This window comes from Flavobacterium okayamense (genome assembly GCF_019702945.1).
Taxonomy (GTDB): Bacteria; Bacteroidota; Bacteroidia; order Flavobacteriales; family Flavobacteriaceae; genus Flavobacterium; species Flavobacterium okayamense.
The window spans coordinates 625,389-642,800 of sequence record NZ_AP024749.1; the positions used below are offsets into that span (position 1 = coordinate 625,389).

The following is a 17,412-nucleotide window of genomic DNA, read 5'->3' on the forward strand; positions in this document are numbered from 1 at the left end:
TTAAATACAAAAAGTTTTGTTAAAAAAAAGAAAACTTTCACACTGATTAGTTGATTATGTTTAAGTCTTTTCCAACCTCCGTAAAAGCTTTAATTGCTTTATCCAAGTGTTCTTTAGAGTGAGCCGCTGATAGCTGAACTCTAATCCTAGCTTTTTCTTTTGGTACAACTGGAAAGAAAAATCCTATAACATAAACTCCTTTCTTAAGTAACTCATCTGCCATGACTTGCGAAAGCTTTGCGTCATACAACATTACTGGTACAATTGCAGAATCTCCATCTATTATGTCGAAACCTGCTTTTTTCATTCCTTCTTTAAAATAATTTGTATTCCATTCAAGTTTATCACGTAATGAAGTGTCCTTTTCTAATAATTCAAAAACTTTTAATGAAGCTCCTACAATTGAAGGTGCTAATGAATTTGAAAACAAATATGGACGTGAACGTTGGCGTAAGATTTCAATAATTTCCTTTTTTGCAGTTGTGTATCCACCCATTGCTCCACCCAATGCCTTACCTAAAGTTCCTGTGATAATATCTACACGTCCCATCACTCCTTTTGCCTCAAGCGTTCCCTTTCCTGTTGCTCCAATAAAACCTGCAGCGTGACATTCATCTACCATTACCATTGCATCATATTTGTCAGCCAAATCACAAATTTTATCTAAAGGTGCTACTAAACCGTCCATTGAGAAAACACCATCGGTTACAATTAATTTAAAACGATGCCCTTTTTCAGTTGCAACAATTAATTGTGCTTCCAAATCGGCCATATCGTTATTTTGATAACGATAACGCGCCGCTTTGCACAAACGAACGCCATCTATAATTGAAGCGTGATTTAAACTGTCCGAAATAATACAATCTTCCTCACCCAATAATGGCTCAAAAACACCTCCATTAGCATCAAATGCTGCAGCATAAAGAATTGTATCTTCAGTACCGTAAAAATTAGCAATTTTTTGTTCTAATTCTTTATGAATATCTTGAGTACCGCAAATAAAACGCACCGAAGACATTCCGAACCCATGAGAATCAAGAGCATCTTTTGCTGCTTGAACCACTTCAGGGTGAGATGACAATCCTAAATAATTATTCGCACAAAAATTCAATACTGTTTCGCCTGTTGAAATTGTAATTTCTGCTCCCTGTGGTGAAGTGATAATTCTTTCTTTTTTATAAAGACCATTTTCTTTAATGGTTTCAATTTCGTTTTGTAAGTGTTGTTTAATTTTACCGTACATGATTATTATTTTTTACAAAATTACTACTTCTACTTTATCTCCTGTATAAACTAATGCTTTTTTTATAACATTAAAGTTCATCCGCTCTAACACATTTGCATAATTATTAATTTGATAAATATGTGATTTCTTTTTATCTCCTGTTTTATAATCCAATATCATAGCACTATTTTCATAAAACACTATTTTATCTGGTTTAATATTTCCTTGTTCACTATCAATAATAGTTTGCTCATTCATCACTTTTGCTTCATCAGAAAAGAATAATTTTAAACTATTGTGATTTAAAATTTCATGAATTTTCGATTGAATAAAATCAATGTCATTTAACGAAATTAAACCTGTTTCAATCGCTTTATCAATGGCTAGATTTATATCTTTTTTTGTTTTAATGTTTGCTAATATTTCGTGAAAAACATTTCCGAAATTAATTGCTTCTTGTTGTTCTGTTCCCCATAATAGAGCCTCTTTTTGTGCAATTTTAATATTTTCGAAAGGAAATTTATTTTGAACTAATTCAATATTCTTACTTGAATTTATTTTGGGTTTAAACTCTGATATTCTCTTAGCAAGTCCAAATTCAAATTCTAAATCACCATTAAACTTTCCTTGACTGTCAAGAAAATCAATAAAATAAAAAGACAAATTATTAGTCACAATATCGCCTTTTTTGGTTTGCAATTTATTTGAAATAACGTAAAGTTGCTCTTCTGCTCTAGTTAAGGCTACATATAAGACATTTATTGTGTCTAAAAGTTCTTCTTGAGTTTTTTGTTCAAAAACAATTTTTGCACTCTCACTATAAGTTTTTACATCGTTTTTAGAGTTAACAAAAGCTTTGGGAAAATTAATTTCATCCGATTCTTCAAAATCAACCCAAAGTTTATTGCCTTTATTTCTTGAAAAATTTTCTTCTGCAAATGGAATAATTACTACTGGAAACTCTAAACCTTTCGATTTATGAATAGTCATAATTCGAATTGCATTAGAACCTTCTGGTGAGGGAATACTTTTTTGAAAACCTATTTTATCCCAATAATCAAGAAATTCAGTTATTCCCAATTGCGATTTACTATCCTTCTCCAAAACCAAGTCCATAAAATATTGGACATACGAAGTGTTTGCTTTTTCTTTTACAAATGCATTTACTAAGATTTCAACAGCATCATAAAGCGATTTTGTTCGACAATTTTTAAACGAAATCATTATACCTAATCCCTTTAATTCATCTTCAATTTCTAATTCCGATAAATTTTTATTTTTTAAAATAAAATCGTGAATTGGTAATTTGTTTTGACAATATCTTCCTACAAAATATAAAATAAAAGCCTTAGACTCTTCATCTTTGCTGTTGTTCAAATACCTTAACAATGCAATTATTAGTTTTACTTCCGTTGCATTTTGGATTAACAAAGTTTCCGATGAAAGAATCGGTATGTCGTTCTCGGTAAGATAATTTGCTAATAGAACACCTTGATCTTTTCTTCTTGTTAATAAAACAATGTCACCATAAGAAAAACCTTGTTCGACAACTTTTTGAATTGTTTCAATTGTTTTTTCTAAATATTGAATGTTTTTATATGAATATCCAATTTCGTTTTCATCAAAATCTTCATATTCTTCTTGATTAGATTCAATAAATGAAATATTTACATAGCCTCCTTCTTTTTGGTTTGTATTTTGAAAAGATGTGTTTTTATATAATTCCGAATAATTTTCATTTTCAAACTTTTGAGATAGAAACGAAAAAAACTTGTTATTAAACTCAATTACTTCACTGTAACTTCGGTAGTTAGTGTCTAAATTTTCTACCTTTTTATCCTTATTTGAAAAAGGATTCTCGTCTTTACTTAATTTAATAAATTGCTCTGCTTTTCCTCCTCGCCATCGATAAATTGATTGTTTAGGATCGCCAACAAGCATTAGTGTTCCTTTTATTCCATTTTCTTCAGAAGCTAAAGCATTATCTATTAAAGGAATTAAATTCTTCCATTGCATTTCAGATGTGTCTTGAAATTCATCTATAAAATAATGTCGGTATTTTTCTCCTAATCTTTCATAGATAAATGGAGTAGGTTCGCCTTGAATTTTATTAAAAATAATTTTATTGAAATCTGAAATAGACAAAACATTTTGCTCTTCTTGAATTCTTCTGAACTCTTTATTTACGGTATTTAATAATGAAAGTGAATTAATATTTTGTAAAAAAGCTTTGTAAAAAGCGGTTTTTCCTACTTTACTGTTTATTATTAAAATTTCATGTAATATTTTATTAGCATTTTCATCTATCCAATCTTTTTCATTTTGTGAAACTGATTTTGAATATCTTTCTTTTTCACCATCGAGATATTTAATAACAGTAGTATTAATTGCTAAATCTCCTTCGCTAATTTTTTGAATAAAATTAGTAACATAACTTCTGTAAAAAGATTTCGGATTAACATTCTTATTGATGTTTTGCAAACACATTGAAGCTATTTCAACGCAACTTGATTCTATTCTCTTTATGTTTTGTTCGAGCTTTTCCTTTATTTCTACAAAATCATCAAAGTTTTTATCCTCAAAAGCCTTTATTTCTTGAACGTTATTTTCATTGGTAATTAATTTAGACACTTCAAAAAGCTCATAAGAAATATCCCAATTCTTATCATCGTCTGTTTTGTTTTTTGTAAACTCTAAAATAAATTGAGTCAATTCTTCGTCTTCCCCTACTTGCGCAATCACACTGTCTACTGCTTCCTGCAATAAAACATCAGTATCTAAAGCAATTTCAAAATTTGAAGGTAATTCCAAATCTTGAGCAAAAGTTCTAATAATCTTGTGAGTAAACTTATCTATAGTTGAAATCCCAAAAGCCGAATAATTATGAATTATATCTTTTATTATTTTTTTTGACTTTTCTTTTATAGTATTTATTGAAAAACCTGTCTCTATAGAAAGATCTTTCAACAAAGACATGCTTTTTTCACTTGTATTGTCTTTAGAAAATTCAAACAGACTATTAACAACTCTGTTTTTCATTTCTTCAACCGCTTTATTGGTAAACGTAATAGCTAGAATTTTTTTATATGCATCATTATTCCTAGATTTTATAAGAATCTTTAAATATTCTTTTGTAAGGGTATACGTTTTACCCGAACCTGCAGAGGCATTATATATAGTAAATGAAGATGTATTTGACATATAAAATTTATAGTAGCATAAGAACAATTTATTATAACCGTTTTCAATTCGCTAGTTTAATTTGTAAATTTGGGAAAAATATTACTAATCTAAAAATTAATATTATGACATTCGAATTACCAAAATTACCTTATGCATACGATGCATTAGAACCACATATTGATGCTAGAACAATGGAAATCCACCATACTAAGCATCACAACGCTTATACTACAAACCTTAACAACGCTGTTGCCGGATCTGATTTAGAAGGAAAAACCATTGAAAACATTTTAATTAATTTAGACATGAACAATGGAGCAGTTAGAAATAACGGCGGAGGTTTTTATAACCACAATTTATTTTGGACAGTAATGTCTCCAAATGGAGGCGGAAACCCAACAGGAGATTTAGCTGCTGCTATTGAAAAAGACTTTGGCTCTTTCGATGCATTTAAGGCTGAGTTTGCAAAAGCTGCTGCTACAAGATTTGGTTCAGGGTGGGCTTGGCTTTGTGTTCATAAAGGCGGAAAATTAGAAGTTTGCTCTTCAGCAAATCAGGACAACCCATTAATGCCAGGTATCGGTTGCGGTGGAACTCCAATTTTAGGCCTTGATGTATGGGAGCATGCATACTACCTTAATTATCAAAACAGAAGACCAGATTACATTGAAGCATTCTTTAATGTAGTTAATTGGGAAGAAGTTTCTAGAAGATTTGCTACTGAAAAATAATTTACTTGCTACCAATTAAAAAAGGGATTTCTAATTGAAATCCCTTTTTGTTTTCTACATCTATATCAAAATAAAAAGGTGAAAGATTACTTTCACCCTTTTTGCCCCAAATCTACCATAAAACTTAACCTACTAATTTTCTGGTAAGGCTAAAGTAGTGCAGAACTTATATCGGTTCATAAAAAAATTGACAACTAACTAAAATACTCGACGAAATACAAAAGTTGTAAGTGTTTATTGATTTAACTTTAATAAAAATAAAAAGGTGAAAGATCACTTTCACCCTTTTTGCCCCAAATCTACCATAAAACTTAACCTACTAATTTTCTGGTAAGGCTAAAGTAGTCTAGATTCTTAATATCATCACAAAAAAATTGACGAGAAACAGAAAAAATCGATAAAAAACAAAAGTTGTAAGTATTTATTGATTTTTTTAAATAAAAAAGGTGAAAGATTACTTTCACCCTTTTTGCCCCAAATCTACCATAAAAACTTAACCTACTAATTTTTCTGGTAGGGCTAAAGTAATATAGGTAGCTTTATGTTTTTTAAAAATTAGATAAACTTCTTAAATAATCGATAAAATGCACTTTATTAGTATGCTCTTGCATCTTTTCCTTCATAAAAATTCATAAAAGCTCTGTTTACAACTCGGTTTCCTCCTGGTGTTGGATAATCACCAGTAAAATACCAATCTCCTAAATTTTTAGGACATGCTTTATGCAAATCTTCAACCGATTGATAAATTACTTTAACTTTTGCTTTTGTTCCTTCTGGAGTTAACATTTCAGCAATTTTATCTGATATTTCTTCATCAGTAAATGGTGCATATATTTCTTTTACAAAATTTACAACATCTACATCTTTATAATTTTCTTGCGCTACTGATTTCTTATAAACCTCTTCAACAATATGGTAAAGATTTCTCTCTTTCAATAATTCTAAAGCTGCTCTAAATGCTACCAAACCTTCAAGCTTAGCCATATCAATTCCATAACAATCTGGATAACGGATTTGTGGAGCCGATGAAACTACAACAATTTGTTTTGGAGAAAGACGATCCATCATTTTAATGATACTTTGTTTTAAGGTTGTACCACGAACAATACTATCATCAATAATTACTAAATTATCATTGGGTTTAACTACACCATACGTAACGTCATAAACGTGAGCGACTAAATCATCTCTGCTGCTATCTTCTGTAATAAAAGTTCTCAATTTAGCATCTTTAATAGCTACTTTTTCGGTACGAATACTTTCTCCTAAAATACTTTTAATTTTATCTTCGCTTAAGTTTTCTGTAGAAAGAATTGCCTTTGTTTTTTTATTATCTAAATACTTATGAGCTGCTTCTACCATTCCGTAAAATGAAAGTTCTGCTGTATTTGGAATATAAGAAAAAACCGTGTTTTGAGTATCATTATCAATAGATTCTAGAACCTTAGGAAATATTAATTTTCCTAGATCTTTTCTTTCCTGATAAATTTCTGCATCGCCACCTCTTGAGAAATAAATTCGTTCAAATGAACATGCTTTCTTTTCTAGTGGTGTTCTCACTTCTTGGATTGAAACACTTCCATTCTTTTTAATGATGATTGCATTTCCTGGTTCTAATTCCTGAACTTTTTCAAATGGGACATTAAAGACGGTTTGAATAACTGGTCTTTCTGAAGCTACAACAACAACTTCTTCATCTTCATAAAAGAATGCTGGACGAATTCCAGCAGGATCACGCATAACGAAAGAATCCCCATGACCGAAAAGTCCTGCCATAGCATAACCGCCATCCCAATTACGAGAAGCACGTTCTAAAATTCGCTGAATATTTAAACGCTCAGCGATAAATGCTGAAGCTTCTTTTTTAGTCATTCCTTCTTGCTTACACTGCTGATAAATATCGGCAACTTCATCATCTAAGAAATGACCTATTTTTTCCATTACAGTAACAGTATCGGCCATTTGTTTTGGATGTTGACCAAGGTTAACCAAATCTTGGAACAACTCTTTAACATTCGTCATATTAAAGTTTCCAGCAACAATTAAATTACGATGCATCCAATTGTTTTGACGTAAGAATGGATGAACACTTTCGATACTATTTTTACCAAAAGTTCCATAGCGAACATGACCAAGAAATAGTTCAGCAACATATGGAATATGCTCTTTTTGTAAAGCAACATTATTCACAAATTCTGGATTTTCTTCTAAACCGCGACTAATGCGGTTATTAATTTGAGCAAAAATATCTTTAATAGGTTGTGCATCGTTTGAACGCACTCTGCTAATATACCGTTGACCAGGCTGAACATCAAGTTTAATACTTGCTAAACCCGCACCATCTTGTCCGCGATTGTGCTGTTTTTCTAAAAGCAAATACATTTTTTGAACACCATAAAAAGCAGAACCATACTTTTCTTTGTAGTATTCTAATGGTTTTTTTAATCGTAGTAAAGCAATACCACATTCGTGTTTAATTGCGTCGCTCATATAGTTGTGTTGTTTATTGTTGTTTTTATAAAAAATGCCCCGAAAATTCGAGGCACACTTTTATTCTTCTAATTCAATTTCAAATTGTGTTAACGCTTTAAATTGTTGTAAGCGCTCTTGAACTTCCTCCTTTGCTAAATTTTCCATTCTTTCAGTACCAAATCTTTCTACACAGAAAGAAGCTAAATTAGAGCCATAAATGATTCCGTTCTTCATATTATCAAAAGAAATATTTTCACTTTGCGCAATATAACCCGCAAAACCACCTGCAAATGTATCACCAGCACCTGTTGGGTCGAATACTTCTTCTAATGGTAATGCTGGTGCAAAGAACACATCTTTATTGTGGAACAATAAAGCACCATGTTCACCTTTCTTAATTACCACATATTTAGGTCCCATTGCATGAATTTTTTCAGCAGCTTTAACTAAAGAATATTCTCCTGAAAGTTGGCGTGCTTCTTCATCATTAATAGTAATAACATCTACACGTTTAATTACATCCATTAATTCGTTCCAAGCACAATCCATCCAAAAATTCATTGTATCTAACACAACTAACTTTGGTTTTTCAGTTAATTGATCTAAAACTCCTGATTGTACAATAGGATGTAAGTTTCCTAAAAGCACCACTTCAGAATTTTTATAATTTTCAGGAACAATTGGATTAAAATCAGCTAATACATTTAATTCTGTTACTAAAGTATCGCGAGAATTTAAATCGTTATGATATTTTCCACTCCAAAAGAAAGTTTTCCCGCCTTTTACAACTTCAATTCCTTCAATATTTACACCTTTATTTTCTAATAAGTCTAAATATTCTTTTGGAAAGTCTTCACCAACTACAGAAACTATAGCCGCATCTACATTAAAAAAGTTTGAAGCTAAACCAATGTATGTTGCCGCTCCGCCTAAGATTTTATCAGTCTTTCCAAAAGGTGTTTCAATTGCATCAAAAGCAACTGTACCTACTATCAATAATTTATTCATTCTTTTTCTTTTGAAATAAGGCGCAAAGATAAGTTTTTAGTTGCAGAGTTGCAAAGTTTGAAAGTCACAAAGTTTGAAGCTATAATAACTTCCCTTCTTCTTTTTCGTAAAAAGTATCGATATTCAATTTTTCTTGTTCTGAAGCCATTACTGCTAATTGGTCACAGCGTTCATTTTGAGGATGATTGTTGTGTCCCTTAATCCATTGGAAATGTACTTCATGTTTGCGATATACTTTTAAAAAACGCATCCATAAATCAGGATTTTTTTTACCTGAAAAATACTTTTTTTCCCAGTTAAAAACCCAGCCTTTTAAAACAGCGTCTACTACATATTTAGAATCGGAAGTTACTAAAACTTTTGTATGCGGCTTTTTTAATTTTTCTAAACCTACAATTACCGCTAATAATTCCATTCTGTTATTTGTAGACAAACGAAAGCCTTCAAAAAACTCTTTCTTATAAGATGTTCTAGCCATTTCCATCACAATACCATAACCTGCAGGACCAGGATTTCCCTTTGCAGCGCCATCAGTGTATATGTAGACTTCGTAACTCAAGTAAATAGTGATTAGTTATTCGTAATTAGCTTTTCAATTACTTGGGGGAAATATTTTTGTTCTAATTCGTGAACTTTTTCAGCGATTTCATCTGCAGTTTTGCAATTTTCAATATTGGTAGCTTGCTGAAAAATAAATTCACCTTCATCATAATATTCGTTCACAAAATGAATCGTTATTCCAGTTTCTTTCTCTTTGTTTTCTAAAACGGCTTGGTGAACAAATTTTCCATACATTCCTTTTCCTCCATATTTTGGTAACAATGCAGGATGAATGTTAATTACTTTATTAGGATATTCTTTTATAATGGCTACAGGAAACATCCATAAAAATCCAGCCAAAACAATTAAATCAGGTTCAATTTTATTGAGTTCGTCTAAAACAAATCCACTATTAAGTTGTTCTTTGTCAAACAAAATCGACTTAACGTTTTGGTTTTTAGCTCGTTCAAGAACTTTGGCACGAGGATTGTTTACAAACACAGCGACTACAGTTCCTAGGCTTGAATTTTTGAAATGTGTTATAATGTTTTCAACATTGGTACCATTACCAGAAGCAAATAGCACTATTTTTTGCATTATCCTGTAATTTTTATTACGCAAAAAAAAGAATAATAATTGGTAAAAAATAGAAAATTAAAGTCTTTGTGAATTATTTTTTTTAAATTCGTAGTCACATTTAGTAACAAAAATGTTGTTTTAAAATAAAGTTTTTTATTTTTGCCAACAAATTAAATTAAAAATTAAAAGATTATGTCAGACATTGCATCAAGAGTAAAAGCGATTATCGTAGACAAATTAGGTGTTGACGAAAACGAAGTTGTAGCTGAAGCAAGCTTCACAAACGATTTAGGAGCTGATTCATTAGACACTGTTGAGCTAATCATGGAGTTCGAAAAAGAATTCGATATTCAAATTCCAGATGATCAAGCGGAAAACATTGCTACTGTTGGTCAAGCTATTTCTTACATCGAAGAAGCTAAGAAATAATATTTAAGCACCCGTAAGTTAACTTGCGGGTGTACTTATTTAGTATTTCTGCTAATTTGATTTTTTTACTAGATTTGTAGAAAACATTGATTGTATTACAATCATTAACATACACATGTAATACCCATTGTTTCTTTTGGTTTAATAAAGGCACTATGGGTTTTTTTATATAAACTTAAATTCTATTCTATGCAATTAAAGCGTGTTGTAGTTACTGGACTTGGAGCCCTAACACCTATTGGCAATAACTTACAAGAGTATTGGGATGGGTTAGTAAATGGGAAAAGTGGTGCTGCGCCTATTACATATTACGATACTGAAAAGCACAAAACTAAATTTGCTTGTGAAATTAAAAACTTCAATGTTGAAGATTTTATTGATCGCAAAGAGGTACGTCGTTTAGATAAATTTGCTCAATATGCTATAGTTGCAAGTGATGAAGCTATTAAAGATGCTGGAATTACACTTGAAAATGTAAACAAATATAGAGTTGGAGTAATTTGGGGGGCAGGTATTGGTGGTTTACAAACTTTTCAAGATGAAGTAATGAATTATGCCGCTGGAGATGGAACTCCACGTTTTAATCCATTCTTTATCCCTAAGATGATTGCTGATATCGCACCTGGTCATATTTCTATGCGTAATGGTTACATGGGACCAAACTATACTACTGTTTCTGCATGTGCATCTTCTGCTAATGCCTTAGTAGATGCGTTCAACTACATTCGTTTAGGAATGTGCGATGTTGTAGTTTCTGGTGGTTCAGAAGCTGCTGTTACAATTGCAGGAATGGGAGGTTTTAACTCAATGCAAGCATTATCTACTCGAAATGATAGTCCAGAATCTGCTTCAAGACCTTTCGACGCTACTCGTGATGGATTTGTTTTAGGTGAAGGAGCTGGAGCTCTTGTTTTAGAAGAATATGAACACGCCAAAGCGCGTGGTGCAAAAATATATTGTGAAGTTGGAGGTGGCGGATTATCATCTGATGCGTATCACTTAACGGCTCCACATCCAGAAGGAATTGGTGTTATCGCTGTAATGGAAAATTGTTTACGCGATGCTGGAATGAAACCGGAAGACGTTGACCACATCAACACTCATGGTACTTCAACGCCACTTGGAGATGTTGCTGAATTAAAAGCAATTAGTGCTGTTTTTGGAGAACACGCAAAAGACATTAATATTAATTCCACTAAATCGATGACTGGCCATTTATTGGGTGCTGCTGGTGCTATTGAAGCAATAGCTTCAATTTTAGCTATGCAAAATGGAATAATTCCTCCTACAATTAACCACACTGTTGTTGATGAAAACATTGACCCATCTTTAAACCTAACTTTAAACAAAGCTCAAAAAAGAGAGATTAAAGTAGCTATGAGTAATACTTTTGGTTTTGGTGGACACAATGCATGTGTTTTATTCAAAAAAATTGAAGATTAATTCATGCGTCGTTTTTTAAAAAAAATATCGAAAAACTCCCGTTCTAATGAAGACGGGATTTTTTTTGAAAAAATAACTAACATACTTGGGTTTAAACCTAACAACATTTATTATTACAAAAAAGCATTTACTCATAGTTCAATTAACAAAGTAGACGACAAAGGAAACCCTTTTAATTACGAACGTTTAGAGTTTTTAGGTGATTCAATGTTAGGAAGTGTAATTTCAGCTCATTTATATAATGAAGTACCAACTGGAGATGAAGGATATTTAACCAAAATGCGCTCTAAAATAGTTAGTAGGGAGCATTTGAATGAACTGGGACGAGATTTAAATTTAATTCAGTTTGTCGAAAGCAAAGTTAACCCACAGCACTTTGGTGAAAATATACATGGCAACATTTTTGAAGCGCTTATTGGAGCAATTTATCTTGATAAAGGGTTTAAGCATTGCGAAAGTTTTATTCAAAAAAAAGTTATTAAACCCTATGTAGACATCCCAAAACTTGAAGGTAAAGTTATTAGCTATAAAAGTTTAATTATTGAATGGTGTCAAAAAGAGAAAAAACCTTTTCAATTTGAAACTTTTGAAGACACAGGCAATGAAGAACAAAAATATTTTGGCGTAAAACTTCATATTGACAATAAAATTGTCACAAAAGCAAGAGCAACTTCAAAAAAGAAGGCTGAAGAAAAAGCTGCTCAAAGAGCATATTTTGTATTTCAAGACCAAATAGTTAAAAAATAAAAGTATTTTCTGCTATAACGTTTTCGTTAATAAATTAACCTTTTTTTTAAACTATTTATTAAAATCTATCTTTTTTAAACACTATATTTGAATAAATTTTTAAAGAAATGGCTGTTCATAAGATTCAAATAAATGAATTTTTAGATGTTGATTATGAGTTAATTGCTATACATTCTTCCGTTGAAGATTATAGGTTGGCTTTTTTTTTGAATAAAATATTAGGTATTGAACTCTACAGAGATAAGTTAACAGTAGAGTTACGAACTAAAAATGGTAAAAGTTGTTTCGAACATTTTCTTTTTAATGATGAAAAAAACGATGTTTGTTGGCATTTAATTTCAAACAAATCCGAGCTTAAAGCAAATGATTCACAAAACATCGGAATGTTTGACACTATTACCTCATCAACATATTTAGTTCCAGAATTTAAAACTGCAGATTATGTTTTAAAAATTGAAAATGTTGATCCGCTCTTTAATATTGACAGTGTAATCAAATTAATAAAAGAAATTCCTTTTATAACACTAGTTTACACAATTGAACAAAACAAACTAAAATCAAAAAATAATTTAATCTTTTAGGATAATGCCAATAAGCAAAAAAACTAAAATTGTTGCAACATTAGGACCTGCTAGTAATGAGAAAAGTACTATGCAAGCTATGATAGAAGCAGGTGTAAATGTATTTAGAATTAACTTTTCTCATGCTGATTATGAAGATGTAAAAACCCGAATTCAATACATTAGAGAATTAAATGAAGAATTTGGATACACAACATCTATTTTAGCTGATTTACAAGGTCCAAAATTACGCGTAGGTGTAATGAAAGAGGACGTTGTGGTTAGCAAAGGTGATAAAATTACATTTACAACTGCAGAAGATGTTTTAGGAACAGCTGAAAGAGTTTACATGAACTACAAGGAGTTTCCTAAAGATGTGAAAGCAGGAGAACGAATTTTACTAGACGATGGTAAACTAATATTTGAAGTTGTAAAAACTGATAAGAAAACTGAAGTTGAAGCAATTGTTGTTCAAGGAGGCCCTTTAAAATCAAAAAAAGGAGTTAACCTACCTAATACAAAAGTATCATTACCTGCATTAACAGAAAAAGACATACGTGATGCTATTTTTGCAATTGAAAATCAAGTAGACTGGATTGCTTTATCTTTTGTTCGTACACCAAAAGATTTAGAAGACTTACAAGATTTAATAGCAAAACACACAGATCATAAAATTCCAATCATTGCTAAAATTGAAAAACCTGAAGCGGTTGAAAACATAGATAAGATTGTTGCTTTTTGTGATGGTCTAATGGTTGCGCGTGGTGATTTAGGTGTAGAGATGCCTGCAGAAGCAGTTCCTTTAATTCAAAAGAAACTAATTCACAGGGCCAAAACTGCTCGTATTCCTGTAATTGTTGCCACACAAATGATGGAAACGATGATTACAAGTTTAACACCAACAAGAGCCGAAGTTAATGACGTCGCTAACTCTGTTATGGATGGTGCAGACGCTGTAATGCTTTCTGGAGAAACTTCTGTAGGAAATTATCCTGTTCAAGTTATCCAAACTATGTCGCGAATTGTAGAAAATGTTGAACATTCACCTTTAATTAAAGTACCGTTAAATGCTCCACATATTCGTACTAAACGTTTTGTAACAAAATCGATTTGTTATCATGCGGCAATTATGGCTGATGATATTGATGCTAAAGCAATTACAACTTTAACAAATTCTGGTTATACTGCATTTCAAATTTCAGCGTGGAGACCAAAATCTCACATCTTAGTTTTCACTTCGAATAAACGAATTTTAACACAGTTAAACTTGTTATGGGGAGTTCGTGCATTTTACTATAATAAATTTGTAAGTACTGACGATACTATTGATGATTTAAATCAAATATGTATAGATAAAGGTTATGTAAGTAAAGGAGATATGATTGTAAACCTTGCCTCTATGCCAATTATGAAAAAAGGAATGGTTAATACCTTAAGGGTATCAGAAATTGAATAGTTTTTGAATATAGTTTATGTTTAAAGAAGGCCAGCTTATTTAAGCTGGTTTTTTTTATTCTTTAAACTCAAACTTCAACTGAACGGAAATGCTTTTCTGTATTGGTTCTTTCTCTTTTTTAGATTCTGTGTTCAAATTATGCAATGAAAGTCCGAGCAATCGAACGGAATTTTTTAATCTTTCTTGGTATAATAATTCCTTCCCAACATCAATAATTAAATTTTTGTCAGCTATAAAATAAGGTAAAGTTTTACTTCGCGTTTGTAAGGTAAAATCGGAATATTTCAATTTTAAAGTAATTGTTTTTCCAGCAACTTTACTTTTTTGCAAACGCTTTTCAAGTTCGTTAGCAATACTTATAATCTTATCTTCCAAAAACACTTCCGAAGTTAAGTTTTCAAAGAAAGTGCGTTCAGCACCAACTGATTTCAAAGTTCTATTTGGTTTAACCTGACTTCTATGAATTCCGCGACAAATTTGGTAATAATAATGTCCGCTATTGCTAAAATGCTTCTCTAAGAATTCAAGAGGCTTTTGTTTTAAATCGTATCCAGTAAATATCCCTAATTGATACATTTTTTCAGCAGTGACTTTACCTACACCATAAAATTTTTTAACATCTAGTTTTTCCAAAAACTCTTCAACTTCATCAGGGTTTACAGTTTTTTGTCCGTTTGGTTTATTATAATCGGAAGCAACTTTGGCAACAAATTTATTCACAGAAATTCCTGCTGAAGCAGTTAAGCCAACTTCATCATAAATGCGTTTTCTAATTTCTCGTGCAATTAAAGTGGCGCTCAGTAAATTCTTTTTATTTTCAGTTACATCTAAGTAAGCTTCGTCTAAAGAAAGCGGTTCAACTAAATCAGTATAGTCTAAAAATATCTTTCTAATTTTCTTTGAAATTTCTTTGTAGCGATCAAATCTTGGTCGAACGAAAATTAAATCCGGACATAAACGTTTCGCTTGAGCTCCACTCATAGCACTTTTTACACCAAATTTACGAGCTTCGTAACTTGCAGCCGAAACTACACCACGAACTTCGCTTCCACCGACAGCTAAAGGTTTTCCTTTGAGTTCAGGATTATCCATTTGTTCTACAGACGCATAAAAGGCATCCATATCGATATGAATAATTTTTCTTTGTTTTTCTTCCTGACTCATATCACAAATTTAATTTATCTTTGGTTAAACTAAATCAAAAATGATTGAAATTGAACGTAAATTTTTAGTCAACAACAATTCGTTTTTAGACGATTTTAGTCGCAGTAACAGAATTGTGCAAGGTTATTTGTCGTCTCATCCAGAAAGAACCGTTAGAGTACGAATAAAAGGCGAAAACGGCTATTTAACCATAAAGGGGAAAAGTGAAGGTTTTTCTCGCTACGAATGGGAAAAAGAAATCGATATTGAAGAAGCCGAAAAATTATTGCAATTATGTGAAAGCGGTGTAATTGATAAAATTCGTTACGATGTTATTGTAGGAACACATGTTTACGAGGTTGATGTTTTTTATGGTGAAAACGAAGGTTTGGTTTTAGCAGAAATTGAGTTACAAGCAGAAGATGAAACTTTTGAAAAACCAGATTGGTTAGGAAAAGAAGTGACAGAAGACATTCGCTATTATAATTCTTATTTGAGTAAAAATCCGTTTAAAACTTGGTAAAATGAAATACTTTTTTGGAATACTAATCATTATTTTTTGTTTTTCTTGCGGTTCTAACACTGTTATTTATCCTGATAAAGCTTTAGAAAAGAAAACGAATCACGAAACTTTTTCCTATAAAGAAGGCGATACAACTTATGTAATGCAAAAATACTTTTTGGTATTATTAAAAAAAGGTCCGAATAGAAATCAGGATGAAGAAGAGACAACTGAAATTCAAAAAAAGCATATGGCTCATATTTCTTGGTTAGCCGAACAAAATTTTATTAGTATCGCTGGACCTAGTGAAAATCATGAAACTGTTTCTGGGTTTTTACTTTTTAATACTGAAACCATGAAACAAGCGGATAGTTTAGCTAAATTAGATCCTGCGGTTAAAGCAGGTCGACTTGAAGTCGAAACTTTACCTTGGTGGGCTGCAAAGGGAAGTAAATTAAAATAATTAAAGAGAATCCTGAACGATTTCAAGCTTAACTTCAAGAAACCCTCTACGAGAGTTGTGCGTAATTGCTGTAAAAGCTTTTTTTGATAAATCAATTTCACGACCTTTAACAAATGGCCCACGGTCGTTTATTCTTACTATAATAGACTTATTGTTAACAGGATTTGTTACTAAAACTTGAGTTCCAAATTTTAGTTTTTTATGCGCTGCAGTTAATTTAGAATTATCAAACCGTTCTCCTGAAGCTGTTTTTCTGCCATTAAATTTATCGTGATAATAAGAAGCATGAACGCTATCTTTAAATAGTTTAACGATTTTTCCAGAAATTGAATCTATTCGTATTGAGTCAGATTGACTATTATAACCAAAACGAGTAGCTTTTAAACTTTCTCTAACGTTAGGGAAAATTATAAAACTACTCGCAATGATAAACAATACAAAAAAAGTGGTTAGTATTGTTATATTTTTTTTCATATTAATTCATCCAATTAGACCAAGGTAATCTTGATAAAATTAGAATTAAACCTAAAGTATAAAACACAGCAATTTTTTTGAATTTGCCGTTATTACTTTCTTCTTTTTTATGCTTAGACCAACCTATTGTAATTAAAACAATAGCAATAATATTAATTAAAGGATGTTCTAATGAAGTCAATCGTAATGCACTATCACTCATTTGCCCCATTGATTTAAGTCCTAATGGAGAAATAAAATAAATAATAATTCCTAGAAGCAATTGCAAGTGCGAGACTATCAATGCAAATAGTGACAAACGTAAATCTTTGTCTTTAAATAATCTTTTTCCTGTAAGACCTGTTATGGCATTAACAGAAGCTAAAAATAACAAAGCTAAAACTATGTAGGCAAAAATAGAATGGGCGGTTTGAATTGCTGTATACATAAGTATTTTTTTTTATGTGTTTAAACAAAG

Annotated in this window: 17 protein-coding genes; 8 read left to right on the top strand and 9 right to left on the bottom strand. The window is 31.3% G+C overall.

What is annotated here, in order from left to right; translation table 11 throughout:
* Positions 1-46 precede the first annotated feature (46 nt).
* Positions 47-1,243: a glycine C-acetyltransferase gene (kbl, locus tag KK2020170_RS02810; protein WP_221259289.1), complete on the bottom strand. Its 1,197-nt coding sequence runs from the start codon at positions 1,241-1,243 to the stop codon at positions 47-49.
* A gap of 12 nt (positions 1,244-1,255) precedes the next feature.
* Entirely contained in the window at positions 1,256-4,426 is a 3,171-nt protein-coding gene (locus KK2020170_RS02815) for a UvrD-helicase domain-containing protein (RefSeq protein WP_221259290.1), read from the bottom strand.
* A 104-nt stretch (positions 4,427-4,530) separates the two neighbouring features.
* On the opposite strand from KK2020170_RS02815, the gene KK2020170_RS02820 reads away from it, so the two are divergent.
* On the top strand, positions 4,531-5,139 hold the full coding sequence (locus KK2020170_RS02820; RefSeq protein WP_221259291.1) for a superoxide dismutase: 609 nt from the start codon (positions 4,531-4,533) through the stop codon (positions 5,137-5,139).
* A gap of 594 nt (positions 5,140-5,733) precedes the next feature.
* Here KK2020170_RS02820 and KK2020170_RS02825 read toward each other — a convergent pair.
* The 4 genes from KK2020170_RS02825 to purN all read right to left on the bottom strand — a co-directional run bounded on the left by KK2020170_RS02825 (position 5,734) and on the right by purN (position 9,756).
* Complete coding sequence (locus tag KK2020170_RS02825; protein ID WP_221259292.1) at positions 5,734-7,629, bottom strand: amidophosphoribosyltransferase; 1,896 nt, start codon at positions 7,627-7,629, stop codon at positions 5,734-5,736.
* A gap of 60 nt (positions 7,630-7,689) precedes the next feature.
* Positions 7,690-8,619, bottom strand: a complete 930-nt coding sequence (locus KK2020170_RS02830) for a PfkB family carbohydrate kinase (RefSeq protein WP_221259293.1) — start codon at positions 8,617-8,619, stop codon at positions 7,690-7,692.
* 79 nt (positions 8,620-8,698) lie between these two features.
* Positions 8,699-9,178: a ribonuclease HI gene (gene rnhA, locus KK2020170_RS02835; protein WP_221259294.1), complete on the bottom strand. Its 480-nt coding sequence runs from the start codon at positions 9,176-9,178 to the stop codon at positions 8,699-8,701.
* 11 nt (positions 9,179-9,189) lie between these two features.
* Positions 9,190-9,756: a phosphoribosylglycinamide formyltransferase gene (purN, locus tag KK2020170_RS02840; protein ID WP_221259295.1), complete on the bottom strand. Its 567-nt coding sequence runs from the start codon at positions 9,754-9,756 to the stop codon at positions 9,190-9,192.
* A gap of 174 nt (positions 9,757-9,930) precedes the next feature.
* Here purN and KK2020170_RS02845 point away from each other — a divergent pair, with 174 nt between their 5' ends.
* The 5 genes from KK2020170_RS02845 to pyk all read left to right on the top strand — a co-directional run bounded on the left by KK2020170_RS02845 (position 9,931) and on the right by pyk (position 14,373).
* Positions 9,931-10,167 (top strand): acyl carrier protein, encoded by a 237-nt coding sequence (locus KK2020170_RS02845; protein ID WP_002988156.1) that lies wholly within the window; start codon positions 9,931-9,933, stop codon positions 10,165-10,167.
* 189 nt (positions 10,168-10,356) lie between these two features.
* Positions 10,357-11,610, top strand: coding sequence for a beta-ketoacyl-ACP synthase II (gene fabF / locus KK2020170_RS02850; protein WP_221259296.1), 1,254 nt, complete (start codon positions 10,357-10,359; stop codon positions 11,608-11,610).
* 3 nt (positions 11,611-11,613) lie between these two features.
* A complete protein-coding gene (rnc, locus tag KK2020170_RS02855) occupies positions 11,614-12,357 on the top strand; it encodes a ribonuclease III (RefSeq protein ID WP_221259297.1) in 744 nt (247 codons plus the stop codon).
* A gap of 107 nt (positions 12,358-12,464) precedes the next feature.
* A complete protein-coding gene (locus tag KK2020170_RS02860) occupies positions 12,465-12,938 on the top strand; it encodes an IPExxxVDY family protein (protein ID WP_221259298.1) in 474 nt (157 codons plus the stop codon).
* Between the two features lie 4 nt (positions 12,939-12,942).
* Positions 12,943-14,373 (top strand): pyruvate kinase, encoded by a 1,431-nt coding sequence (gene pyk / locus KK2020170_RS02865; protein ID WP_221259299.1) that lies wholly within the window; start codon positions 12,943-12,945, stop codon positions 14,371-14,373.
* A 54-nt stretch (positions 14,374-14,427) separates the two neighbouring features.
* Here pyk and dinB read toward each other — a convergent pair whose 3' ends face one another.
* Entirely contained in the window at positions 14,428-15,537 is a 1,110-nt protein-coding gene (dinB, locus tag KK2020170_RS02870) for a DNA polymerase IV (protein ID WP_221259300.1), read from the bottom strand.
* A 40-nt stretch (positions 15,538-15,577) separates the two neighbouring features.
* Here dinB and KK2020170_RS02875 point away from each other — a divergent pair, with 40 nt between their 5' ends.
* Positions 15,578-16,039 (top strand): CYTH domain-containing protein, encoded by a 462-nt coding sequence (locus tag KK2020170_RS02875; protein ID WP_221259301.1) that lies wholly within the window; start codon positions 15,578-15,580, stop codon positions 16,037-16,039.
* 1 nt (position 16,040) lies between these two features.
* Entirely contained in the window at positions 16,041-16,481 is a 441-nt protein-coding gene (locus KK2020170_RS02880) for a YciI family protein (RefSeq protein ID WP_221259302.1), read from the top strand.
* On the opposite strand, the gene KK2020170_RS02885 is transcribed toward KK2020170_RS02880, so the two are convergent.
* Both KK2020170_RS02885 and KK2020170_RS02890 read right to left on the bottom strand, forming a co-directional pair.
* The gene (locus KK2020170_RS02885; protein ID WP_221259303.1) at positions 16,482-16,955 is read right to left on the bottom strand and encodes a septal ring lytic transglycosylase RlpA family protein; all 474 of its coding nucleotides are present in this window, start codon (positions 16,953-16,955) and stop codon (positions 16,482-16,484) included.
* A 1-nt stretch (position 16,956) separates the two neighbouring features.
* Positions 16,957-17,382: a hypothetical protein gene (locus KK2020170_RS02890; RefSeq protein ID WP_221259304.1), complete on the bottom strand. Its 426-nt coding sequence runs from the start codon at positions 17,380-17,382 to the stop codon at positions 16,957-16,959.
* Positions 17,383-17,412: the final 30 nt, after the last annotated feature.

Coding starts and splice junctions, on each gene's coding strand:
- kbl (WP_221259289.1), bottom strand. CDS start 1,243: ATGTACGGTAAAATTAAACAACACTTACAAAACGAAATTGAAACCATT.
- KK2020170_RS02815 (WP_221259290.1), bottom strand. CDS start 4,426: ATGTCAAATACATCTTCATTTACTATATATAATGCCTCTGCAGGTTCG.
- KK2020170_RS02820 (WP_221259291.1), top strand. CDS start 4,531: ATGACATTCGAATTACCAAAATTACCTTATGCATACGATGCATTAGAA.
- KK2020170_RS02825 (WP_221259292.1), bottom strand. CDS start 7,629: ATGAGCGACGCAATTAAACACGAATGTGGTATTGCTTTACTACGATTA.
- KK2020170_RS02830 (WP_221259293.1), bottom strand. CDS start 8,619: ATGAATAAATTATTGATAGTAGGTACAGTTGCTTTTGATGCAATTGAA.
- purN (WP_221259295.1), bottom strand. CDS start 9,756: ATGCAAAAAATAGTGCTATTTGCTTCTGGTAATGGTACCAATGTTGAA.
- KK2020170_RS02845 (WP_002988156.1), top strand. CDS start 9,931: ATGTCAGACATTGCATCAAGAGTAAAAGCGATTATCGTAGACAAATTA.
- fabF (WP_221259296.1), top strand. CDS start 10,357: ATGCAATTAAAGCGTGTTGTAGTTACTGGACTTGGAGCCCTAACACCT.
- rnc (WP_221259297.1), top strand. CDS start 11,614: ATGCGTCGTTTTTTAAAAAAAATATCGAAAAACTCCCGTTCTAATGAA.
- KK2020170_RS02860 (WP_221259298.1), top strand. CDS start 12,465: ATGGCTGTTCATAAGATTCAAATAAATGAATTTTTAGATGTTGATTAT.
- pyk (WP_221259299.1), top strand. CDS start 12,943: ATGCCAATAAGCAAAAAAACTAAAATTGTTGCAACATTAGGACCTGCT.
- dinB (WP_221259300.1), bottom strand. CDS start 15,537: ATGAGTCAGGAAGAAAAACAAAGAAAAATTATTCATATCGATATGGAT.
- KK2020170_RS02875 (WP_221259301.1), top strand. CDS start 15,578: ATGATTGAAATTGAACGTAAATTTTTAGTCAACAACAATTCGTTTTTA.
- KK2020170_RS02880 (WP_221259302.1), top strand. CDS start 16,041: ATGAAATACTTTTTTGGAATACTAATCATTATTTTTTGTTTTTCTTGC.
- KK2020170_RS02885 (WP_221259303.1), bottom strand. CDS start 16,955: ATGAAAAAAAATATAACAATACTAACCACTTTTTTTGTATTGTTTATC.
- KK2020170_RS02890 (WP_221259304.1), bottom strand. CDS start 17,382: ATGTATACAGCAATTCAAACCGCCCATTCTATTTTTGCCTACATAGTT.